The sequence below is a fragment of the uncultured Paracoccus sp. genome, assembly GCF_937873615.1.
GTDB lineage: Bacteria > Pseudomonadota > Alphaproteobacteria > Rhodobacterales > Rhodobacteraceae > Paracoccus.
On sequence record NZ_CALMYP010000015.1, the window covers coordinates 39191 to 60638 of the forward strand.

Annotated in this window: 20 protein-coding genes and 1 tRNA gene; 8 read left to right on the plus strand and 13 right to left on the minus strand. The window is 66.3% G+C overall.

Annotation, left to right across the window (positions count from 1 at the left end):
- Positions 1–30: 30 nt before the first annotated feature.
- The 3 genes from Q0330_RS03715 to dapB form a co-directional block, all read right to left on the minus strand.
- Positions 31–354: a DnaJ family domain-containing protein gene (locus Q0330_RS03715; RefSeq protein ID WP_299474658.1), complete on the minus strand. Its 324-nt coding sequence runs from the start codon at positions 352–354 to the stop codon at positions 31–33.
- A complete protein-coding gene (locus Q0330_RS03720; protein ID WP_299474661.1) occupies positions 354–3446 on the minus strand; it encodes a valine--tRNA ligase in 3093 nt (1030 codons plus the stop codon). Before Q0330_RS03720 ends, Q0330_RS03715 begins: the two co-directional genes overlap by 1 nt.
- Positions 3447–3516: 70 nt before the next feature.
- Positions 3517–4326, minus strand: a complete 810-nt coding sequence (gene dapB, locus Q0330_RS03725) for a 4-hydroxy-tetrahydrodipicolinate reductase (RefSeq protein WP_299474664.1) — start codon at positions 4324–4326, stop codon at positions 3517–3519.
- A gap of 72 nt (positions 4327–4398) precedes the next feature.
- Here dapB and rbfA point away from each other — a divergent pair, with 72 nt between their 5' ends.
- Genes rbfA through Q0330_RS03745 form a run of 4 tightly spaced genes read left to right on the plus strand, consistent with a single transcriptional unit; the run spans position 4399 to position 6984 of the window.
- On the plus strand, positions 4399–4818 hold the full coding sequence (gene rbfA, locus Q0330_RS03730; RefSeq protein ID WP_299474667.1) for a 30S ribosome-binding factor RbfA: 420 nt from the start codon (positions 4399–4401) through the stop codon (positions 4816–4818).
- Entirely contained in the window at positions 4802–5557 is a 756-nt protein-coding gene (locus Q0330_RS03735) for a phosphodiester glycosidase family protein (RefSeq protein ID WP_299474670.1), read from the plus strand. Before rbfA ends, Q0330_RS03735 begins: the two co-directional genes overlap by 17 nt.
- Before the next feature lie 42 nt (positions 5558–5599).
- The gene (gene truB, locus Q0330_RS03740; protein ID WP_299474673.1) at positions 5600–6493 is read left to right on the plus strand and encodes a tRNA pseudouridine(55) synthase TruB; all 894 of its coding nucleotides are present in this window, start codon (positions 5600–5602) and stop codon (positions 6491–6493) included.
- A complete protein-coding gene (locus Q0330_RS03745) occupies positions 6490–6984 on the plus strand; it encodes an N-acetyltransferase (RefSeq protein WP_366518296.1) in 495 nt (164 codons plus the stop codon). Before truB ends, Q0330_RS03745 begins: the two co-directional genes overlap by 4 nt.
- Here the strand turns inward: Q0330_RS03745 and Q0330_RS03750 are convergent.
- The 3 genes from Q0330_RS03750 to Q0330_RS03760 all read right to left on the minus strand — a co-directional run bounded on the left by Q0330_RS03750 (position 6974) and on the right by Q0330_RS03760 (position 9643).
- On the minus strand, positions 6974–7804 hold the full coding sequence (locus tag Q0330_RS03750) for a C40 family peptidase (RefSeq protein WP_299475262.1): 831 nt from the start codon (positions 7802–7804) through the stop codon (positions 6974–6976). The genes Q0330_RS03745 and Q0330_RS03750 overlap by 11 nt on opposite strands.
- A complete protein-coding gene (locus Q0330_RS03755) occupies positions 7804–9201 on the minus strand; it encodes a M17 family metallopeptidase (protein ID WP_299474676.1) in 1398 nt (465 codons plus the stop codon). The genes Q0330_RS03750 and Q0330_RS03755 overlap by 1 nt, the downstream gene beginning before the upstream one ends.
- Before the next feature lie 70 nt (positions 9202–9271).
- Entirely contained in the window at positions 9272–9643 is a 372-nt protein-coding gene (locus Q0330_RS03760) for a hypothetical protein (protein ID WP_299474679.1), read from the minus strand.
- A gap of 144 nt (positions 9644–9787) precedes the next feature.
- Here Q0330_RS03760 and Q0330_RS03765 point away from each other — a divergent pair, with 144 nt between their 5' ends.
- The 4 genes from Q0330_RS03765 to Q0330_RS03780 are packed head-to-tail and all read left to right on the plus strand — an operon-like array spanning position 9788 to position 13275.
- Positions 9788–10435, plus strand: a complete 648-nt coding sequence (locus tag Q0330_RS03765) for a carbonic anhydrase (RefSeq protein WP_299474682.1) — start codon at positions 9788–9790, stop codon at positions 10433–10435.
- The gene (locus tag Q0330_RS03770; protein ID WP_299474684.1) at positions 10435–11622 is read left to right on the plus strand and encodes an MFS transporter; all 1188 of its coding nucleotides are present in this window, start codon (positions 10435–10437) and stop codon (positions 11620–11622) included. Before Q0330_RS03765 ends, Q0330_RS03770 begins: the two co-directional genes overlap by 1 nt.
- A complete protein-coding gene (locus Q0330_RS03775; protein ID WP_299474687.1) occupies positions 11615–12655 on the plus strand; it encodes a glycosyltransferase family 4 protein in 1041 nt (346 codons plus the stop codon). Before Q0330_RS03770 ends, Q0330_RS03775 begins: the two co-directional genes overlap by 8 nt.
- The gene (locus Q0330_RS03780) at positions 12652–13275 is read left to right on the plus strand and encodes a glycosyltransferase family 29 protein (RefSeq protein ID WP_299474690.1); all 624 of its coding nucleotides are present in this window, start codon (positions 12652–12654) and stop codon (positions 13273–13275) included. The genes Q0330_RS03775 and Q0330_RS03780 overlap by 4 nt, the downstream gene beginning before the upstream one ends.
- 34 nt (positions 13276–13309) lie before the next feature.
- Here Q0330_RS03780 and pheT read toward each other — a convergent pair whose 3' ends face one another.
- The 7 genes from pheT to Q0330_RS03815 form a co-directional block, all read right to left on the minus strand.
- A complete protein-coding gene (gene pheT, locus Q0330_RS03785) occupies positions 13310–15715 on the minus strand; it encodes a phenylalanine--tRNA ligase subunit beta (protein WP_299474693.1) in 2406 nt (801 codons plus the stop codon).
- A 93-nt stretch (positions 15716–15808) separates the two neighbouring features.
- The gene (locus tag Q0330_RS03790; protein WP_299474696.1) at positions 15809–16294 is read right to left on the minus strand and encodes a hypothetical protein; all 486 of its coding nucleotides are present in this window, start codon (positions 16292–16294) and stop codon (positions 15809–15811) included.
- A gap of 128 nt (positions 16295–16422) precedes the next feature.
- Positions 16423–16857: a DUF6173 family protein gene (locus tag Q0330_RS03795; RefSeq protein ID WP_299474699.1), complete on the minus strand. Its 435-nt coding sequence runs from the start codon at positions 16855–16857 to the stop codon at positions 16423–16425.
- A gap of 189 nt (positions 16858–17046) precedes the next feature.
- A complete protein-coding gene (locus tag Q0330_RS03800) occupies positions 17047–18540 on the minus strand; it encodes a PQQ-dependent sugar dehydrogenase (protein WP_299474702.1) in 1494 nt (497 codons plus the stop codon).
- Between the two features lie 215 nt (positions 18541–18755).
- Positions 18756–20573 (minus strand): ABC transporter transmembrane domain-containing protein, encoded by a 1818-nt coding sequence (locus Q0330_RS03805; protein ID WP_299474705.1) that lies wholly within the window; start codon positions 20571–20573, stop codon positions 18756–18758.
- Positions 20574–20630: 57 nt separating this feature from the next.
- On the minus strand, positions 20631–21269 hold the full coding sequence (locus tag Q0330_RS03810) for a 5'-methylthioadenosine/S-adenosylhomocysteine nucleosidase (RefSeq protein WP_299474708.1): 639 nt from the start codon (positions 21267–21269) through the stop codon (positions 20631–20633).
- A 13-nt stretch (positions 21270–21282) separates the two neighbouring features.
- Positions 21283–21368 (minus strand) — tRNA-Leu (locus tag Q0330_RS03815).
- Positions 21369–21448: the final 80 nt, after the last annotated feature.

Consider the following 21448-nt stretch of genomic DNA (forward strand, 5'->3'; position numbering starts at 1 on the left):
GACCCCCAAGGCATAAGGACACCACAGGAATCAGTTGCGCGCACTGGCGCGGCGGGCGTCGGTGGCGATATTGGCGCGAAGTTCCAGCAGCGCGATATGGCGTTGCAGGGCGTGGCGCTCGGCCTCGTCCTCGATCTGGGCAAGAACGGCGCGCTTGGCCTCGACCTCCTTGCGCAGGCGGAACTCCTCGGGGATGAAGCCGGTATCGGCCATCATCCGGTGCAGTACATCCTCGGCCCGCTCACGCAGGCGTTCGGGATCGAGCGGTTTGCCCTCGCCTGAAAGGCCGCGCAATTCGCCCTTGGCTTCCGCCTCGTCGATGCGCTTCAGGGCAATCCGCTCGAACCAGTGCATCACATGGCCTTGAGCTGGGCCAGCGCCGCCTCGATCCGGGCCAGGTCCTCGTCCAGATCGGCAAGCTTCTGGCGGGTTTCCTCGATCACCTCGAAATCGGCATTCTCGACGAATTTCGGATTACCGAGGCGCTTGCGCAGCCCCTCCGCATCCTTGCCGGTCTTCGCCGCGTTCTTTTTAAGCCGGGCGGTTTCAGCCGCCACGTCGATCACATCGCCAATCGGCAGCGCGAAACTGGCACCGGGGGCAGCGACCGCGATCATGCCGCGGCCGGCGCTGCCGTCCTGCGGCGCATTCACCCGGGCGAGGCGTTCGATCAGCGGCGCATTGGCCGTGATCGCCTCGCGCGCATTGGCATCGGCCTCGGTTACGATCAGGTCCAGTTTCGCGCCAGCCGGCACCCCCATCTGGGCGCGGGCCGAGCGGACGTTCTCGATCAGCTGGATCACCCAGTTCATCTGCCGGTCGGCGGCTTCGTCGATCAGGTCGGGGCCGAGTTCCGGCCAGTCGCCATGGACCAGCATTTTCTGCCGGTCGCCGGTCAGCGCCCAAAGCTCCTCGGTCACGAAGGGCATGATCGGGTGCAGCAGCGCATAGCACTGGTCCAGCACCCAACCCATCGTGGCGCGGGTTTCATTCGCATATTCGCCGTCGAACAGGGGCTTGGCGAATTCGACATACCAGTCGCAGACCTTGCCCCAGACGAAGGCGTAAAGCCCGGTCGCGGCATCGTTGAAGCGCCAGGTTTCCAGCGCCGCATCCATGGCCTGCGCGGCGCGCGCGGTTTCGCCGATGATCCAGCGGTTAACGACATGGCCTGGGTTCGGACGCTCGCCGCCACCCCGCACCCCGTTCATCTCGGCAAAGCGGGTGGCGTTCCAGATCTTGGTGACGAAATTGCGGTTCGCCTCGACATGTTTCGGCCCCAGCTTCGGGTCGCGGCCCATCGCCGCCATCGAGGTCAGGGTGAAGCGCAGCGGGTCGGCGCCGAATTCGTCGATCAGCACCAGCGGGTCGATGACATTGCCCTTCGACTTCGACATCTTCGCGCCCTTCTCGTCGCGGACGAGGCCGTGGACATAGACGGTGTGGAAGGGGATGTCGCCGACGACCTCCAGCTGCATCATCATCATCCGGGCGACCCAGAAGAAGATGATGTCGAAGCCAGTGACCAGCACGTCGGTCGGGAAATACTTGCGCATCTCGGGCGTGTCTTCCGGCCAGCCGAGCGTGCCGATGGGCCAGAGGCCCGAGGAAAACCAGGTGTCCAGCACATCCGGGTCGCGCCAGACCGGATAGACCAGTTTCGTCGGGTCCTGCGTCAGGTTGTATTCTGCAAGCCCCTGCGCGAAGGCATCGACCGCCGCCTCGCGATCCGCGACCTCGATCACACGAGAGATTTCCAAGGGCTGCGGCAAGCCGGCGATATCGTCGCGGAATTTCTCGACCACGCCGTCGAAATTCGCCGCCGCATGGTGGAAATCGCCCTTCTGGACGAGGCCCGCGACCAGCAATTCGAACAGCTCGACCTCATCCAGCGCACCGTCGCCCTCGTCATCGGCGAAGGGCGGCGGTTCCAGATCGAGACCGTACCAGACCGGGATCTGATGCCCCCACCAGAGCTGGCGCGAGATCGTCCATGGCTCGATATTTTCCAGCCAGTTGAAATAGACCTTCTTGTGCTGCTCGGGCAGGATCTGCGTGCGGCCATCGCGCACCGCTTCCAGCGCCGGGCCGACGATGCGGGCGGTATCAACGAACCACTGATCGGTCAGCATCGGCTCGATCACCACGCCCGAGCGGTCGCCGAAGGGCTGCATGATCGGCTTCGCATCGACCAGCGGGCGGCGTTCGAGATGCTCGGCCCCGGTTTCCTTGTCGATTTCCTTGTGCAGATAGGTGACGGCAAGACCCTCGGCATTGATCTGCTCGATCACCAGCTTGCGGGCCTCGTAGCGGTCGAGGCCGCGCAGGTCTTCCGGCACCAGATTGACGGTCGAGACATCGCCGACATCCTCGCCCCGCGCGGCGCGGGTAGCGATCTCCGCGCTTTCGGCATAGGACAGCCCGTCCTCGCGCATGGCGCCCCTGGTGTCCATCAGCGCGTAAAGCGGGATATCGTTGCGGGTGGCAACGCCATAGTCGTTGAAGTCATGCGCCCCGGTGATCTTCACCGCGCCCGATCCGAAATCGGGGTCCGGGTAGTCGTCGGTGATGATCGGGATCAGGCGGCGATGTTCCTTCGGGCCGACCGGGATTTCGACCAGCTTGCCGACGATGGGGGCGTAACGCCGATCGTCCGGGTGGACGGCCACCGCGCCGTCGCCCAGCATGGTCTCGGGGCGCGTCGTGGCGATCGAGATATAATCGCGGGTCTCGCGCAGGGTGACGTTGCCGTCGGCGTCGCGTTCGACATATTCATAGGTCTCGCCGCCAGCCAGCGGGTATTTGAAATGCCACATATGGCCGGGAACTTCGCGGTTCTCGACCTCCAGGTCGCTGATCGCGGTCTCGAAATGGGGATCCCAGTTCACCAGCCGCTTGCCGCGATAGACGATGCCCTTGTTATAAAGATCGACAAAGACCTTCAGAACGGCATCGTGGAAATTGCCTTCCTGCCCCTTGGGCGCGCCGGGGGCGCCGGACATGGTGAAGGCATTGCGCGACCAGTCGCAGCTGGCGCCGAGACGCTTGAGCTGATTGATGATCGTGTCGCCGGATTCCTGTTTCCAGGCCCAGACCTTCTCGATGAAGGCCTCGCGCCCGATCTCGCGCCGGCCGGGTTCGCCCGCCTCGGCCATGCGGCGCTCAACCACCATTTGCGTGGCGATGCCGGCATGGTCCTGACCGGGCTGCCAGAGCGTGTCGAAGCCGCGCATCCGGTGCCAGCGGACCAGAATGTCCTGCAAGGTGTTGTTCAGCGCGTGGCCGATATGCAGGCTGCCGGTGACATTGGGCGGCGGGATCACGACCGAAAAGGACTCGGCCCCCGGCTTGGCATTGGCGCCGGCGGCGAAGGCACCTTTCGCCTTCCATTCCGCGCTGATGCGGGCCTCGGCACTGGCGGCGTCGAATGTCTTGTCCATGCTCATCGGTGATCCCCTGAATTCCTGCCGCTTTCCTAGTCCTTTCGCCCGGCAAGGCCAAGCCTTGCGGCGGGGCTTAATCCAGTCTCAGCACGTCCATCATGTCATATTCGCCCGGCCCCTTGTCCTGCCCCCAGAGCGCCGCCTGAAGCGCGCCGCGCGCGAAGATCGCCCGGTCGGTCGCCAGATGGCGCAGGACCAGCCGCTCGCCCGGCGCGGCGAAGATCACATCATGTTCGCCGACCACGTCGCCGCCGCGAATGGCCGCAAAGCCGATGCTGCCCTCCTTCCGGGCCCCGGTGATGCCCTCGCGCGCAGGCACCCGCAGCGCCTCCAGCGTCTTGCCGCGCCCTTCGGCGGCGGCCTCGCCCAGCATCAGCGCGGTGCCCGAGGGCGCATCGACCTTGTGGCGGTGATGGGCCTCGACCACCTCGATATCCCAATCGGTGCCGAGGGCGGCGGCGACCTTGCGGGTCAGCCCGACCAGCAGGTTCACGCCAAGGCTCATGTTCCCGGCGCGGATGATCGGGGCGTGACGGGCGGCGCGGGCGATGGCGGCCAGATCGTCAGGCTCCAGCCCGGTCGTGCCGATCACATGGACGGCGCGGGCCTGCGCGGCAAGTTCCGCGAAGGCCACCGTGGCCTTGGGCGAGGTGAAGTCGATTACCGCCTGCGCCTTCGCAATCGCGCCGACCGCATCGTCGGTCACGATGATCCCGCTGGCCGCCCCGCCCATCGCCTGCCCGAGATCGCGCCCGATCCAGTCGCTGCCCGGGCGTTCCACCGCCCCGACCAGCCGCATCCTGTCCGACGCCTCGACCAGACGCACCAGCATCTGCCCCATGCGTCCCGACACACCCGTGATGACGATCCCCGGCTTTTCCATGTCCAACTCTCCTGCTTTCCCTCTTCGCTTAGTCCATTGCGGGGCGCGGCCCAAGCCCCTACATCTGCGGACATGGCACAGAACCGCTTTCATACCGGCCCCGGCCCCTCGCAGCGTCAGCTTCGCGTCGGCGAGTTGATCCGTCACCGCCTGTCCGAGCTGCTGCTTCGGGCCGAGGTCCACGATCCCGACCTGAACCGGCATTCGATCACCGTGGGCGAGGTCAGCGCCTCGCCCGACCTCAAGGTCGCGACCGCCTATGTCATGCCGCTTGGCGGCAATGACGCCGAGGAGGCGTTGAAGGCGCTGCGCCGCAATGCGCGGGAGCTGCGCCATTTGGTCGCCAAGGGGCTGAACCTGAAATACGCGCCCGAGCTGCGCTTCCAGCTGGACGAGACCTTCGACCGCATGGACGACACCCGCCGCATGTTCGCCGACGAACGCGTGCGCCGCGATATCGAGGCGGATGCCGAAGATGACGATCTGGAATGACCTGCGCCGCCGTCTCGGCGTCGCCGCCGGTGCGCTGATCGCGCTGAGCCTGCCCTCCGCCGCCGCCGATTGCGCCCGGACGGAGTATGACGGACAGGGATACACGATATGTACGGTAAGCGCCGCTGAAGAACCCCGCCTCGGTCTCTGGCTTTACGACGATCAGGGCAAGGCGCTGAACGGGTTCGGTAAGCTGCGCAGCTATCTGGGCCGCAACCTTGCCTTCGCCATGAATGCCGGGATGTTCCACGCCGATTACAGCCCGGTGGGCCTGTTCAGATCCGGCGATGAAACCCATGGAAAGCTGGTGACGGCGGGCGGCGGCGGCAATTTCGGGCTGTTGCCGAATGGCGTCTTCTGCACCGGCGGCAAGGCCCCTTTCGCGGTGATCGAATCGCGCGCCTTTGCGCAGACCCAACCGCAATGCCGGCTGGCCACGCAATCCGGCCCGATGCTGGTGATCGAGGGCGAATTGCACCCCCGTTTCCTAGTCGATTCCGACAGCCGCTATGTCAGGAACGGCGTCGGTGTCTCGGCGGACGGCCAGACCGCCTGGTTCGCGATTTCCGACCGTCCGGTGACCTTCCACCAGTTCGGGCGGCTCTATCGCGACGGGCTGAAGGCGCGCAATGCGCTGTATTTCGACGGCTCGATCTCGCGGCTTTATGCGCCGCAGGTCCGGCGTAACGATTTCGGCTGGTCGATGGGTCCGATCATCGGGCTGGTTGACGAAGGCTAAGCCCGGCGTTATCCGCAGCGCCTTCTGGATCATGGGGGCCACATGGCACGCAAGAAGGGCCGCGATATCTCGGGCTGGCTGATCGTCGACAAACCGGCGGGCGTGGGATCGACCGATGTGGTCGGAAAGGTGCGTTGGGCGCTGGATGCGAAGAAGGCGGGCCATGCCGGCACGCTCGATCCCGATGCGACCGGGGTGCTGGCCGTGGCCCTGGGCGAGGCGACGAAGACCGTGCCGCTGCTGACCGAGGCGCTGAAAGCCTATGATTTCACCGTGACCTGGGGGGCGGAAACCGCGACCGACGATGCTTCGGGTCAGGTGCTGAACCAGTCCGACGCGCGGCCGACGGCTGAACAGATCACCGCCGCCCTGCCCGCTTTCACCGGCGATATCATGCAGGTGCCGCCGGCCTTTTCAGCCGTGAAGGTCGATGGCGAGCGCGCCTATGACCTCGCGCGAGAGGGCGAGGCGCTGGAACTGGCGGCGCGTCCGCTTTATGTCGATGAGCTTTCCCTGATCGAGGCCCGCGCGGATCAGGCCGATCTGCACATGGTCTGCGGCAAGGGCGGTTATGTGCGCTCCATTGCCCGCGATCTCGGTCGGGCGCTCGGCTGTCTCGGCCATGTCGCCAGCCTGCGCCGGATCTGGTCAGGCCCGTTCGAGGTCGATGACGCGGTGCCTTTCGATCTGATCGACCGCGCCAATCAGGCCGAAATCGAAACCCGCCTGCTGCCGCTGCAATCCGCCCTGACCGAACTGCCGGAAATGCGCGCTACCGATCAGGGCGCGGTGCGCATCATGAACGGTAATCCCGGGCAGGTGCTGGGCACGGCGCAATATGGCGAAACCGTCTGGGTCAGCCACGAAGGCCGCGCCATCTGCATCGGCCGTTACCTCGGCGGAGAGGTCCAGCCCGACCGGGTGTTCAACCCGTGATCCGGCTCCGCCCCGAACAACCCGGCGAGGAAGCCGCCATCGCCGCCCTGACCAGTGCAGCCTTCGCCAATGCCGAGCACAGCGACGGCACCGAGGCTGCGATCATCGAGCGACTGCGCGCGGGCGGCGCATTGACGCTTTCACTGGTTGCGGTCGAGGATGGCAGGATCGCCGGCCATGTCGCCTTCTCGCCGGTGACCATCGGCGGGCATGAAGGCTGGGTCGGCCTCGGCCCGGTCTCGGTCGCGCTGGTTCGGCAGGGCAAGGGCATCGGTGCGGCCCTGATCCGCGAGGGGCTGTCGCGGATGCGCGCAGCAGGTCACGGCGGTTGCGTGGTGCTGGGCGAGCCGGGCTATTATGGCCGCTTCGGCTTCGCCGTAGACCCCGCCATCACCTATCCCGGTGTGCCGCCCGAATATTTCATGGCGCTGCATTTCGCCGGCCACACCCCGAAGGGAGAGACCGCCTACCACCCCGCCTTCACAGGCTGATCGCCACCTTGGGCGGGCGGCGCGCGCCGCGGAACAGGCCGTCGCCGGCGGCGTCGATGCGGGCGATGGCATGGGCGATGTCTTCATGGATCACCCGCATCTGCCAGGCGGTCGCATGGACCATGCGCCCATCGCCGCAGGCCATGGCGACATGGCCGGGCCAGAACAGCAGATCGCCGCGCCGGATGTCCTCGACCGGCTCGAAGGCGCGTTCCTGCAGGTCGGCATCCCCCGGACAGGCGATCCCGCAGCCATGCAGCGCCACCTGCACCAGCCCGGAACAGTCGATCCCGTCGCGGCTGTTTCCGCCCCAAAGGTAAGCCGTCCCGAGCAGCGATTCGGCCAGATCCACCGGGTCAGTTGCGAAACGGTCGGAAATCGCCTGCACCGGCACCCAGCCGCCCTGGGCAAGCCGGGCGAAACTGCCCTCGACCCCGGTCACCGTCAGCCGGGCATTCACCGAGAGCCGGGCGAGTTCGCGGATCTTCATGTCCGGCTCGGGGTAAAGATGCGTGGCCGGGGCGCTGACGCGATGGGTGATGGCGGGCATCCGGTCGCTCAGCAGGCCTTCCGCCAGCCAGCCGACATAGCCGTCGCGCGCCGCCTGCACGAAGGCCCAGCCCTCGTGCCACTCGATTACGGTTACATCGGCACCGAAATTCAGCTGCCGGTCGCGGCTGCCATTGGGGGCGGTCAGCAACTCGGCCAGCGGGGCCGAGACCCGCGCCGGCGTGCCCTCGGTATAGGCGGGCCGGTTCAGGACCTCCCGCAGCGAGGCAAGCGCCACGCGATCCGTGGCCGGGGTCAGGCGGCGGTCCATCATGTCCTCAGCAATTGCGGAAGCGCGCCCAGAAGCGCCCGCGCGCCCTGCTGGACGCCGCCTTTCGTGCGGCCCGGCGCGGGCTTCGGCTGCCAGCCATAGATGTCGAAATGCGCGTATCGCCCGGCCCCTTCGGCGAAGCGGCGCAGGAACAGCGCGGCGGTGATCGAGCCTGCCATCCCGCCCGAGGGCGCGTTGTCCAGATCGGCGATCCCCGGCTCGATCATCTCCTCATAGGGCGACCAGAAGGGCATCCGCCAGAGCGGGTCCCAATTTGCCATGCCGGCCGCCTGTATCGCCGCCGCCGCCCCATCGTCGTCGCAATAGAAAGGCGGAAGATCGGGGCCGAGCGCCACCCGCGCCGCCCCGGTCAGCGTCGCCATCGAGATCAGCCAGTCGGGCTTGTCCTCGGCCGCATAGGCCATGGCATCGGCCAGCACCAGCCGGCCCTCGGCATCGGTATTGTTGATCTCGACCGTCAGGCCCTTGCGGCTGGTCAGGATATCGCCGGGCCGAAAGGCATTGCCGGCAATGGCGTTCTCGACCGCCGGGATCAGCACCCGGAGGCGGATCCCCTCGGCCGCGCCGGTCTCGACCAGCATCTGCGCGAGCCCCAGCACCGTCGCCGCCCCGCCCATATCCTTCTTCATCAGCGCCATGCTGGAGGGCGGCTTGATGTCGAGCCCGCCAGTGTCGAAACAGACCCCCTTGCCGACCAGCGTCAGCGCCGGGCCGGTCTCGCCCCGCGTCAACTCGATCAGGCGCGGGGCCTGAGCGCCGGCGCGGCCGACGGCATGGATCAGCGGGAAATTCTGCACCAGCAGGTCATCGCCGACGATGACCTTCGCCGCGAATCCATGCCGCGCGGCGAGGTCGCGGGCGGCGTCTTCCAGCGCGTCGGGGCCCATGTCGTTGGCCGGCGTGTTGATCAGGTCGCGGGTCAGGAATTCGGCCTCGGCCATGGCCAGCAGGCGGGCCGCATCGACGCCCTCGGGCGCAACCAGCCGGGCCTTCGCCCCCTCGGCCTTGCGGTAGCGGTCGAAGGCATATTGCGCCAGCAGCCAGCCAAGCGCGGTTTCGGCCGGGTCGATCCCCGCCGGCCAGTCCTGCACCCGCCAATCCCCCGCCGGCAGTGCCGAGGCCGCCTTCGCCAGCGAAAACCGCCCCCGCACAGAGGAATCCGATGCCGCCCCGACACCCAGAAGCGCCCCGGCCATGCCGCCCTTGCCATCCGGCAACAGGCACAACTGGCCGTGCTTTCCGGTGAAGCCGCAGGCCCCGGCCCAGTCCCGCGCCGGCTGATCCAGCGCCGCCGGCAGATCGCCGGGCGCAACCAGCCAGAGAGGCCGGGCGCTCTGGTGATCTCGGGCGAATTCGGGTGTCACTTTGCCGGTCATGGAAGGGCCTCGCACTTACGTTGCGCCGCAGCATCGCACCATGATCCTTGCGTCGCAAGCGCCGCCCCGATCAACGCGGTGTCACATTCTCCCATATCTCGGTCAGGGAACGTTTGGCCACGCGCTCCATCCGCGCCAGCGTTGCCTGAAGCGCGACCGGATCGCCGGCCTGCGCGCAATCGGCGATATCGACGGCGACCCCGGCCAAAGTCACCAGACCGACCTGCCAGGCCAGCCGCGACAGGCGTTGGGCCTGAACCGCCACCGCCTCGGGGCCGCCTGTCTCGACCCGCAGGGCCTGAACGGCAAGTGCCATCTGTTCCAGCGTCAGCCGTATCAGCCCCCCGGCTGCGGCATCGCCCAACTGGTTCACGATGCCCTGCAGCCGTGTTTCGTCAATACTCACCGGCTCGGCCACGGCAAGGGCCGCCACGTTCCTCATCATCCACTCCACATGCTCTGGTCGCCACAGGTCCGCAGAAGATCGCAGCATGAGGTTATGATTTTGTTTCCAGCCAGCCCAAAAATCGCTCGAATTCAAGGAAAACACGTCCTATCTCTGGCCCGGGACGAACAAGGGACGCCGATGCATAACGCCAAGCCTCTGCCGCATTACCTGGTCAGCCGCTACAAGGGCTGGCGCGCCACCACCTTTGCCGAGAATCAGGCCTGGTATGGCCGTCTGGCCGAAGAAGGGCAGCGGCCACGCGCGATGATCATCTCGTGCTGCGATTCGCGGGTCCATGTCAGCGCGCTGTTCGGGGCCGATACGGGAGAGTTCTTCATCCACCGCAATATTGCCAATCTGGTGCCGCCCTATACGCCGGACGGCCAGCAGCACGGCACTTCGGCAGCGGTGGAATATGCGGTGCAGGCGCTGAACGTCACCCATCTGATCGTCATGGGCCACACCAATTGCGGCGGCGTTGCCGGCTGTCATGCCATGTGTTCCGGCCATGCCCCCGAGCTGGAGGAGGATTCCAGCTTCGTCGGCCGCTGGATGGATATCCTGCGCCCCGGTTACGACCGCATCGCCGGCCTGCCCGAGGCCGAGCAGATCCCGGCGCTGGAGCGCGAGGCGGTGATGATCTCGCTGGAAAACCTGATGGGCTTCCCCTTCATCCGCGAGGCGGTCGAGGCCGGGCGGATGACGCTGCACGGGGTCATCCACGATATCGGCGACGGAACCCTGTTCCAGTATGACGGCGGGGCCGGGCAGTTCGTGCGCGTCTGATGCGCAGCTTCACGCCCGGAATCTGGATGCTGGTGCTGGGCTATATGCTCAGTCAGTTCTACCGCGCCTTCCTGACGGTGCTGAGTTCCGACCTGCGGGGCGAATTGGGGGCGACGCCGGGGGATCTCGCCATTTCCTCGGGCGTCTGGTTCGCCGCCTTCGCGGTGATGCAGTTGCCGGTCGGGCGCTGGCTGGACCAGATCGGGCCGCGTCGGACGGCCTCGGTCATGATGGTGGCCGCCGCCCTGGGCGCGGGGGTCTTCGCCATGGCCACCCAGCCCTGGCATCTGCATGTCGCCATGGCGCTGATCGGCATCGGCTGCGCGCCGGCCCTGATGGCCGCCTATTACATCTTCGCCCGCAACTTCCCGGCGCGGGATTTCGGCACATTGGCCGGAACCTTCGTCGCCGCCGGCGCGCTTGGCAACCTGCTCAGCGCCTCGCCTCTGGTCGCGGTCTCCGACGCCATCGGCTGGCGGGCGACGCTCTGGGCCATGTGCGCCATCACCCTTGCCATCGCGCTGATCGAATGGCGCGTGGTCGAGGACCCGGCGCGGCTGGACAGCGCCCATCCCCAGGGCCGGCTGTCCGATATCCTGCGCCTGCGCGCGCTCTGGTTCATCCTGCCGCTCTTCATGGTGAATTACGGTGTTTCTGCGGCGATCCGGGGGCTGTGGGCCGGCCCCTATCTGGAGGATGTCTTCGCCGCCTCATCGGCCACGGTCGGCAATGCGGCGCTGATGATGGGCGTGACCATGATCCTCGGGAATTACTTCGCCGGGCCGGTGACGCGGGTCGTGGGCTCGGTCCGGCGGACGATCCTGATCGGCACCGCCGGTACTGTCGCGGTGACCGGGGCGCTGTGGCTTTTCAGCGCAGAAAGCCTTGCCCTGTCGGTCGCGCTGCTGGCACTGGTCGGGCTTTCCGGGGCCTCCTATGTGCTGCTGATCGCCCATGGCCGCGCCTTTCTTCCACCGCATCTTGTGGGGCGGGGGATCACCTTCCTCAACATGATGTCAATCGGCGGAACGGGGATGCTGCAATTCGGCTCTCGTCCCGTGTTCCAATGGGCCTCGGCGCAGGGTGGGCCTGCTTCGGCCTATGCGACGGTCTTCCTGTTCTTTACCCTGCCACTTGCGATAGGCTTGGCCCTGTACTTCCTGACCCCAGAGGCCCCGGATGACTGATGCCAAGGATATCGAGGTCGTCGCCCCGAACCTGAAACGCCGCCTTTCCGGCGTCACCGCGACCGTGGTGCGGCTGATCCCGGTGCAGGCACGCATGATCGGGATCGTGACCACCGGCCCCGGCCTGCCCGGGGATCTGCCGCATATCCCGCTGTCGCGCGCCGCCAGCCTGCCCCGCGACCGCTGGCGCGTCTGGCATGCGCGGCGCAATACCGAGATGGCGCTCGGCCTGATCTGCCGGCGCCTGCTGGGGCGGCGCTATCGGCTGCTGTTCACCTCGGCCGCGCAGCGCCACCATACCGGCTTCACCAAATGGCTGATCCGCCAGCAGGACGCGCTGATCGCCACCTCGCCCAAGGCGGCGTCCTATCTGGAGCGTCCGGCGACGGTCATCCTGCACGGCGTCGATACGCAGGTTTTCCATCCGGCCAGCGACAGGCGGGCGCTGCGCGAAAGCCTCGGGCTGGACCCGGATGCGGTGCTGATCGGCTGTTTCGGTCGGGTCCGGGCGCAGAAGGGCGTCGATCTGATGGTCGAGGCGGCCTTGGCGCTGTTTCCCGCCCATCCCAAGGCGCAGATGATCTTCACCGGCCGGATCACCCGCGACAACCAGACATTCGTCGATGAGTTGAAGGCCAGGCTTCATGCTGCCGGACTGGCCGACCGCGTCCGTTTCCTTGGCGAACTGCCGTGGGAGGATGTCGTGCGCCATTATCAGGCCCTCGATCTGTTCGCCGCCCCGGCCCGGTGGGAGGGGTTCGGCCTGACCCCGCTGGAAGCCATGGCCTGCGCTGTCCCGGTCGTCGCCAGCCGCGTCGGTGCCTTCGAGACCCTGATCCGCGATGGCGAGACCGGCTCTCTGATTCCGCCAGACGATCAGGCGGCGCTGACTGCGGCCCTCGGTCATTGGCTGGACGATCCCGCCGCCCGCGAGGCCGCCGGCCGCGCTGCCCTGAGCCATGTCCGCGAGAGTCACGATATCGAGGGCGAGGCCCGCGCCATCACCGCCGTCTATCGAAAGCTTCTGGCATGACCCCGCTGCGCTTCTTCGCCGCCCGGCTGATGCGCGACGAGGGGCTGCTTTCCTCGCTCTCGGTCCCGCAGGAGGGGCTTCTGGCGGCGGCGAAGGGCAAGACCGTGGCGCTTGTGGGCAATGCCCGCGCCCTGGCCAGCAGCACTATGGGGCCGGAGATCGACGGCCACGACATCGTCATCCGCATCAACCGCGCGCCGATGCCCTATGCCGAGACCCATGGCAGCCGCACCGACTGGCTGGGGCTGGCCACGCGGCTTGGTAAGGCGGACCGGGCGCGGATCCAGCCGGGCCGGATCCTGTGGATGTCGCACAAGCGCAAGCGGCTGGATTACCAGAGCGCGACCTCGCCCGGTTTCTACCTGCACCCGCTGGCAGATTTCGAGGCGCTGAAGACGCGCCTTGGCGCGGCGCCCACCACCGGCGCCATGCTGATCGAGCTTCTTCTGCGCTCGGATCTGGCGCGGCTGGACCTTTACGGCTTCGATTTCTTCGCCTCGAAATCGCTGTCGGGCAGCCGCTCGGCCGAGCAGGTGCCGCATGATTTCGACGCCGAAGCCGCCTGGGTCGAGGGGTTGCTGCAAAGCGACCCCCGCCTGCATCTGCACCGCCCCGGCTGAAACCCGTCGCGGGACGCAACCCGCAGCGGGAGCGCTAGCTGCGCAGGACGCCGCCGGTCGCCTTGGCCACCTTCTCGACGATCTTGGCGGCAACCGCCTCGATCTCGGCATCGGTCAGGGTCTTGTCGCGGGGCTGAAGCCGTGCGGTGATGGCGACGGATTTCTTGCCCTCGCCCATCTGCGCCTCGGCCTTCTCGCCGGTGAACTGATCGAAGACCCGCACGCTGTCGATCAGCGCCTTGTCGGCCCCGGCGGCGGCATTCACCAGCGTGATCGCCTCGACCCCCTTGTCGACGACGAAGGCGAAATCGCGTTCGACCGGCTGCAGGCTCGACGCATCCAGCGCGCTGCGCGTCGGCACCTTGGCCTTGGGCAGCGGCACATTCGGGACATGGACGGTGAAGGCGACCGCCGGCCCCTTCACACCCATTTCGCGCAGCACCTTGGGATGAACCTCGCCGAATGTCGCCAGCCGGTTCGGGCCAAGCTGGATATTGCCGGCCCGGCCCGGATGCCACCAGCCGTCCAGTTTGCGGTCGATCTGGAATTTCGCCGGCGCACCGACCGCCTCCAGCACCGCCTCGGCATCGGCCTTGGCATCATAAAGATCGACCGGACGCCGAGAGCCGTAAGGATCGCGCGGCGCAACCGAGCCGACCAGCAACCCGGTCAGGCGCAGCGCCTGTTCGCCCGGCTCGCCGCCCGCGAAGACCGGGCCACATTCGAACAGCGCCAGATCGGCGAAGCCGCGCGCCTGATTGCGCGCCGCCGCCGCCAGAAGCCCCGGCAGCAGGTCGGGCCGCAGATGCGTCATTTCGGAGCTGATCGGGTTTTCCACCCGCACCGCATCCGTGCCACCGCCGAACAGCGCCGCCGCAGCCTGATCGATGAAGCTGTAGGTCACGCATTCGTTGTAGCCGAGCGAGGCCGCCACGCGCCGCGCGGCACTTTCCCGGCGTTGCAGCGGCGTCAGCACCGGCAGCGGCACCCCGGCCTGCGGTCGCGCCATCGGCTGACCGACCAGCCGGGTCAGGCTGGCGATGCGGGCGATCTCCTCGATCAGGTCGGCCTCGCCCTGAATATCGGGGCGCCAGCTCGGCACATGGGCCAGATCGCCCTCCATGCGGAACCCGAGGGCTTCCAGCGTCTGGCGCTGCACGGTGTCCTCGATCTCCATGCCGACAAGGCTGACGACACGGTTCGTATCCAGCCGATAGGCGCGGGCATGATCGGGCACCTCGCCCGCCGTCACCAGCCCCGAAGGCGTGCCGCCGCAGAGATCCATCACCATCTGCGTCGCAAGGTCCAACCCCTCAAGGGTGAATTCCGGGTCGATGCCACGCTCGAACCGGTAACGCGCGTCCGAGTTGATCTTCAGCGCCCGACCGGTCGTGGCGGTGCTGATCGGGTCGAAATAGGCGGCCTCGACGAAGACATCGGTGGTTTCCGCCTGCGCGCCCGACGCTGCGCCGCCCATCACCCCGGCGATGGATTCGACACCGTTCTGGTCGCAGATCACCACCGCACCCTCGGGCAGGGTGTATTCCTTGTCATCCAGCGCCACGATCTTCTCGCCGGCCCTGGCCGCGCGCAGGTGCAGATCGCCCTTCACCTTGGCCACGTCGAAGACGTGCAGCGGGCGGTTCAGGTCATAGGTGAAGAAATTGGTGATATCGACAAGCGCACTGATCGGCCGCAGCCCGATGGCGCGCAGCCGCTTCTGCAGCCATTCGGGCGACGGACCATTCGTCACGCCGCGCACCACCCGGCCCGAGAAGAACGGCGCCTTCCCGGCAATCTCCGGGTCGATGGTGACATTGATCGGGCTGGCGAAGCTGCCTTCGATCCCGGCCTGTTTCAGCGGTTTCAGCGTGCCGAGGCCCCGCGCCGCCAGATCGCGCGCGACGCCGCGCACGCCAAGCGCATCGGGACGGTTGGGCGTAATGGCAATGTCGAAGACCGGGTCGATCTTCTCGGGCGCATTCGCGGCCAGCCAGTCGGTGAATTTCTGCCCGACCTCGCCCGAGGGCAGCTCGATGATGCCGTCATGTTCGTCCGACAGTTCCAGCTCGCGCTCGGAGGCCATCATGCCATGGCTCTCGACGCCGCGGATCTTGCCGACGCTCAGCGTCACGTCGATGCCGGGCACGTAATCGCCAGGCTTGGCCAGCACGCCGATCAGCCCGGCGCGGGCATTGGGGGCGCCGCAGACGATCTGCTTCTCGCCTTCGTCGGTCTCGACCCGCAGCACCCGCAGCCGGTCGGCATCGGGATGCTGCTCGGCCGAGGCGATCTTCGCGATGGTAAAGCCGGCGAGGCGGGCGGCCGGATCGACGATCTCTTCGATCTCAAGACCGAGATCGGTCAGGACCCGCCCGATTTCCTCGACAGAGGCATCGGTGTCCAGATGGTCCTTCAGCCAGGACAGAGTGAATTTCATGTCTCGATTCCCATGCGTTTCGCGCCGGCGGCGGTTGCCGGTCCCTTAACCCATGGCAAAGCGGAATGGTAGGGCCGCGACCGGTTTTGGCGATCAGGTAAACAGGCCGATGGTGGCAAAAATGGCCACGGCAACCAGCCAGACCGGCTTGTTCTGCCGCGCCGCCGCCCCGATACCCAGGCAGGGCACGGCCAGGAACCAGGGCCAGTGATGCGCCATCGCCGCCGCCGCACCCGCCGTCTGCGCCGGCGCGATCAGCGCCAGGACATAGCTGATCAGCGCCAGCCCCCCGAAATAGCAGGCCGCCCCGATACCCAGATCCAGCACCTGACGCTCAACCTTCGGGGTGTTCCAGCGGTAATTGCCGCGCAGATGGGTCCGGGTCAGCGTGATCAGCGTCACCACCAGAAAGCAGCCCGCCGAGATCCCGAGGATCGGCAGCAGAAAGGCCCGCGTGACCGAGATCGCCGCAGTGGCGTCACGCCCCGCCGAGACCGCATCGACCAGCCCGAACAGGCTGATCGCGGTCATGAAGGCGATCGCATAGAGGGTCAGCGTCAAGGATCTGGTATCGGTCATGCGGGCTCCTGTTCGCGCAAGGGCTGGCTCGGTTCGGGGCAGAATAGCGATGTGCCGCGCGGCTGTCATCTGCCGCCAAGCCATTGCGGCAAAACCCTTTGTGATCTGCCCGGCAAAGCAGCAGGGCGTCAGATATCGGCACCGAAGCCGATGCGATAGGGTTCCTGTTCGGCCACCGGCGGCACCGCCAGCAGCATGAAGTTCAGCTGCGAGACATGCTGGACCACGGCCACCTGCTTGTCGCCATCGAGAAGCCCGTAAAATTCGATGATATTCGGATTGCGATAGCCCATGCCACGCACATGGACCGCACTGTCGCCGCCGAAATTGCCGAGACGCATCCCGAGTTCGTAATCCTCCGGCAGCGTCGACTGGAAATCCTTCACCCGCAGAAGCAGGTGGTTGAACACCTCCTCTGCGGCATGAAGCGAGGCCTGATCGGCCTCGTCCCCCTGCGGCCAGAGATCTTCGGCAATGGCCGGAACCGGAATCATCTGCACGGGCGACGGCGCTGCTTCGGGCGGGGCGGGTTGCTTCGTGTTCTTCCTGGGTTTCTTGCTCATCATGTCCTGCGCTTGTGTCCGTTCATGAGGATGCACATAAGCGGCGCCGGAATTGAAGGGCGGAATGGCAGTCGTGCGGTGATCGCCCTGTTTGCCGCCAATGCCGGGGCCCGGCATCCTCCTCAAACGCAGGGCATGGAACCGGAATTGACTCCGCAGGTCATGGCATGATCTCCACGCCGCAGGCGCTTAGCGCAGCAAGGGCAGCAGACCCATCAGTTCAGCGATTTGCTCGTCTGCCAGATCCTGATCGGGCATGGCGGTGCCGGGCGCGAAATCCTGGGGCGAGCGCAGGAATTTCTCCAGCGAATCGAGGTCCCAGGTGCTGCCCTGCTTCTCCATCAGCGCAGAACTGTATCGTGCGTAATCGCTGGCCGAAGCGATCGGGCGACCGACGATCCCATGCAGATAGGGTGCGTCTGCGGTCGAGGTCGGGCTGTTCACATTATGGCAGGAACCGCATTCCGACAAAGCGGTCATGTTCGTCACCAGCCCGGTCTCCGAACGCGCCATTTCAAGGTCGTCGATCGGGTTCAGCAGGATGATCTTGCCACTGTCGGTCAGCAGAACCATCTCCTTGCCGATAATGTCGAGATCGCGGATGCGGTCACCGATATAGATCGGCTCGACATAATCGCCGCCGTCCCATTTGCGCACCCGCAGCAGCGTCCGTGCCCGCAGCGAGGAGACCATCAGGTCGCCGTCCCAGGCCGGGTGGAAATCGTGGATGTGGATCAGCGCACTGACGCCGGGATTGGGCATGAAGGCGATCAGCGGCGGGGTGTATCCACCATGGACCGCGCCCGGATCTATCGGCTGCTGGGGGAAGGTATAAGCGCCGTATTTCGTGCCCATCGAGACATAGGGCCAGCCGTAATTCCTGCCATCCTCGATCAGGTTGAGCTCATCCCCGCCTTTCGGGCCGTGTTCGGTGGCAATGATCTCTCCATCGGGGGAAATCGAAAGGCCCTGCGGGTTGCGATGCCCGGTCGAGACGATGCGGCTTTCGCCGGTCTGCATATTGACGCGCAGGATCTTGCCCAGGTCGGAATCGGGGTCCTGGGCGGGGGGAATCGGCCCCTCGAACACATTGCTGATGCCGTTCAGGCTGTAATCGCCAATGGTGACGATCAGATCGCCGGTTGCCGGATCATAGGCCATGGCGCCGCCGCCTGAGCGCATTGAATGACCGTTGCGCAACGTGAAGCTGGTCGAGCGGAAGAACGGCTCGTCGATCCGCAGCAGCGGGTCCGGGCCCGGCTCCTTCGGCGGGGTGAAACGGCTGATCACCAGGGCCTTGTTATAGCCGGTGCGGTCTTCCTGCCCGTAAGAGACGAACCATTGGCGCGTCCCGTCGATGTCCACCGAAAGCAGGTCATAGCTGTCATCGAGGGCGGTTCCGTCCGGCCGGACCAACCGGCCGACCTGCTGCAGGCAGTCGGGCGAATCGCAGCTGTCGGTGTCGATGCGGAACAGGGTTCCGTTCTCGGTCAGAATCACCGCCTCGGAGCCGCCGTCGCTGGCGATGGCCAGCAGCGGCATCGGCTTGCCATTGGCGTCGGTCACCAGCACTTCGCGTTGATGCAGCGGCAGGATGGTCGAATCCAGAAGCGTCCTGTCGGACATGTCGAGATTCAGGGTCGGGGCGGTCTCGACAGGATCGTCAGGCGTCAGCAGACGCACGGTTTTAACGATTCCTTCGAAAATGAAATTCTTCCTCAAACCGGAATAGAGGCCGACGGAAAAGCTAATGGAAAATGTCAGAAAAAGGACGATTGCGATGACTAGATAACGGCGCATGACACAGAGACCTCGGATTACACTGGAACCCGCCAATCATTACGCAAAATAATAAATAAATCAAATTTTGTATCTATTACAGTATGTTGTATGATTTATCATATATTGGCAGCGATCTTGTCATCCCCTGCCGAAATCGTGCCATCGGTGAATTGCAGCCGGGCCAGTCGGGCGTAAAGACCGCCATGCGCGACCAGTTCATCATGGGTGCCCTGGGCGACGACGCGGCCCTCGTCGAAGACGACGATACGGTCGGCCTTCTTCACCGTGGCCAGCCGGTGCGCGACGATGACCGTGGTGCGGTCCAGGGCCAGTTGGTCCACGGCCTGTTGCACCGCATGTTCGGATTCGGCATCCAGCGCCGAGGTCGCCTCGTCCAGCAGCAGCACCGGGGCGTCGCGCAGGATGGCGCGGGCGATGGCGATACGCTGCTTCTGGCCGCCCGACAGCATCACCCCACGCTCGCCGACCTGGCTGTCGTAACCTTCGGGCAGGGCCATCAGGAATTCATGGGCATGGGCGGCGCGGGCGGCGGCCTCGACCTCGGCATCGCTGGCCTCGGGGCGGCCGAAGCGGATATTCTCGCGCGCGGTGGTGGCGAAGATCACCGGGTCCTGCGGGACAAGTGCGATGGCGTCGCGGAAATCGGCGCGGGCCATGTCGCGCAGGTCGATCCCGTCCAGCGTGACCTCGCCTGATTTCGGGTCCCAGAAGCGCTGGATCAGTTGGATCACCGTGGTCTTGCCGGCACCCGAGGGGCCGACCAGGGCCACCGTTTCGCCGGGGCGGATGTCCAGATCGACATCGCGCATCGCCGATTGATCGGGGCGCGAGGGATAGTTGAAGCTGACATTCTTCAGCGCAACCGCGCCCTTGACCGGGCGGGGCAGGGCCTTGGGCCGGGCCGGATCGGCGATGGCATCGCCTGCGGCCAGCAATTCGGCCAGCCGCTCGGTCGCGCCGGCGGCGCGTTGCAATTCGCCCCAGATCTCGGACAGGGCGCCGACGGCACCCGCAACTAGCACCGCGTAGATGACAAATTGCACCAACTCGCCCACCGTCATCAGCCCGGCCTGCACGTCGCGCGCGCCGATCCACAACACCCCGATCACGCCCGAGAAGATCAGGAAGATCACGATTACGGTCAGCACCGCCCGGGTGCCGATGCGCTTGCGGGCCGAGATGAAGCTTTCCTCGGTCACGCGGGCGAAATCGGCGCGGGTCGCGGCCTCATGGGTGAAGGCCTGCACCGTCTGCGCCGATTGCAGCGCCTCGGCGGCCATGCCGGAAGATGCCGCGATCCAGTCCTGGTTTTCGCGCGCCAGCACCCGCAGCCGCCGGCCCAGCCCGATGATCGGGACCAGGATCACCGGCACCAGCAGCAGCACCAGCCCGGTCAGCTTGGCCGAGGTCAGAAACAGCATGACCAGCCCGCCGAACATCAGCAGCACATTGCGCAGCGCCACCGAGACCGAGGAGCCAATGACCGAGAGGATCACCGTGGTGTCGGTGGTGATCCGGCTGACGATCTCGCCGGTCATGACGCGCTCGAAGAATGCCGGCGACAGGCCGATCACGCGGTCGAAGACGGCCTTGCGGATATCGGCCACGACCCGCTCGCCCAGCCGGGTCACGAGGTAATAGCGCAGCCCCGTCCCCACAGCGAGCGCGGCGACAATGGCCATGGCGGCGCCGAAATATTCGTCCAGCAGCAGCGAGCCCATGTCGAAGCCATCGACCACCCGGCGCACGGCCAATGGCAGGATCAGGCTGATCCCGGCGGTCAGGATCAGCGCGCCGAGCGCGGCGATAGCCATGCCGCGATAGGGCCGAACGAAGGGCCAGAGCGCCGAGAGCGCCCCCATGCGTCTGCTTCCGGGGCGGTCGTTCTGGGTGGAAATGGGTGCGCGCGCCATGCCTGCCTGTCCTTGCGTTGCCTTCGCTTTAGGCGCGAAGCGGCGGGCCGGCAACCGTCAAAGCCCGACCGCCCCAGAGGACAAATGGTCGCGCAACAGGTCCACGGCATCGGCCAGCCGCCCGTCGATCACGTCGAGATAGCGTGTCCAGTCGCCGATATGGGCCAGTTCCTCGGCCCCGTCCGAAATCCCGCGCAGGGCGACAAGCGGCAGGCCGAATTGCTGGCAGGCGCGCTGCACGGCAAAGCTTTCCATATCGACCATATCCTCGGCGATATCGGCATAGGCCGCGCCCGAAACGACATTGCCGCCGGTCGACAGGCTGGCGGTCGGGATATCGGGGATGCGGATCGGCAAAGACAGCGTCGCTGGCAGGTCGAGAAGCGGCGTGATGCCCTTCTCGAAGCCGAGCGGCGAGGCGTCGATATCGCGCCAGCTGACCGATGCCGCCTGATAGATCGCCCCCTGTTCCAGCCGTGCCGATCCAGCCGAACCCAGCGAGACGACAAGGCGCGGTAAGCGCCCCTCGGTCTGCAGGCGGGTCAGCGCCATGCCCATGGCCAGTGCCGCCTCGATCGGGCCGATCCCGGTCATCAGCGGGGTGAAACGCGATTTCAGCGCCGGGCCGTATTCGGCCTCGGCGGCCATGACGAACAGCGTCGGCACGCCGCCCAGATCTGTGACGAGATCGGTCATGGCCGGTCCTGACTGGTGCGGGCCGCGGGACTCGAACCCGCACGGCCTTGCGGCCCAGAGATTTTAAGTCTCATGCGTCTACCATTCCGCCACGCCCGCAACCATCTGAAAAGGCGATAAATTCCACCTTAACGCCGGCGAATCTAGCATGTCGGGCGGCAAGGGCAAGGCGAAGTGCT

Bases quoted from the DNA above. Each gene is read 5' to 3' on its own strand.
- Q0330_RS03715 (WP_299474658.1), bottom strand. From the start codon at position 354: ATGCACTGGTTCGAGCGGATTGCCCTGAAGCGCATCGACGAGGCGGAA.
- Q0330_RS03720 (WP_299474661.1), bottom strand. From the start codon at position 3,446: ATGAGCATGGACAAGACATTCGACGCCGCCAGTGCCGAGGCCCGCATC.
- dapB (WP_299474664.1), bottom strand. From the start codon at position 4,326: ATGGAAAAGCCGGGGATCGTCATCACGGGTGTGTCGGGACGCATGGGG.
- rbfA (WP_299474667.1), top strand. From the start codon at position 4,399: ATGGCACAGAACCGCTTTCATACCGGCCCCGGCCCCTCGCAGCGTCAG.
- Q0330_RS03735 (WP_299474670.1), top strand. From the start codon at position 4,802: ATGACGATCTGGAATGACCTGCGCCGCCGTCTCGGCGTCGCCGCCGGT.
- truB (WP_299474673.1), top strand. From the start codon at position 5,600: ATGGCACGCAAGAAGGGCCGCGATATCTCGGGCTGGCTGATCGTCGAC.
- Q0330_RS03750 (WP_299475262.1), bottom strand. From the start codon at position 7,804: ATGGACCGCCGCCTGACCCCGGCCACGGATCGCGTGGCGCTTGCCTCG.
- Q0330_RS03755 (WP_299474676.1), bottom strand. From the start codon at position 9,201: ATGACCGGCAAAGTGACACCCGAATTCGCCCGAGATCACCAGAGCGCC.
- Q0330_RS03760 (WP_299474679.1), bottom strand. From the start codon at position 9,643: ATGAGGAACGTGGCGGCCCTTGCCGTGGCCGAGCCGGTGAGTATTGAC.
- Q0330_RS03765 (WP_299474682.1), top strand. From the start codon at position 9,788: ATGCATAACGCCAAGCCTCTGCCGCATTACCTGGTCAGCCGCTACAAG.
- Q0330_RS03770 (WP_299474684.1), top strand. From the start codon at position 10,435: ATGCGCAGCTTCACGCCCGGAATCTGGATGCTGGTGCTGGGCTATATG.
- Q0330_RS03775 (WP_299474687.1), top strand. From the start codon at position 11,615: ATGACTGATGCCAAGGATATCGAGGTCGTCGCCCCGAACCTGAAACGC.
- Q0330_RS03780 (WP_299474690.1), top strand. From the start codon at position 12,652: ATGACCCCGCTGCGCTTCTTCGCCGCCCGGCTGATGCGCGACGAGGGG.
- pheT (WP_299474693.1), bottom strand. From the start codon at position 15,715: ATGAAATTCACTCTGTCCTGGCTGAAGGACCATCTGGACACCGATGCC.
- Q0330_RS03790 (WP_299474696.1), bottom strand. From the start codon at position 16,294: ATGACCGATACCAGATCCTTGACGCTGACCCTCTATGCGATCGCCTTC.
- Q0330_RS03795 (WP_299474699.1), bottom strand. From the start codon at position 16,857: ATGAGCAAGAAACCCAGGAAGAACACGAAGCAACCCGCCCCGCCCGAA.
- Q0330_RS03805 (WP_299474705.1), bottom strand. From the start codon at position 20,573: ATGGCGCGCGCACCCATTTCCACCCAGAACGACCGCCCCGGAAGCAGA.
- Q0330_RS03810 (WP_299474708.1), bottom strand. From the start codon at position 21,269: ATGACCGATCTCGTCACAGATCTGGGCGGCGTGCCGACGCTGTTCGTC.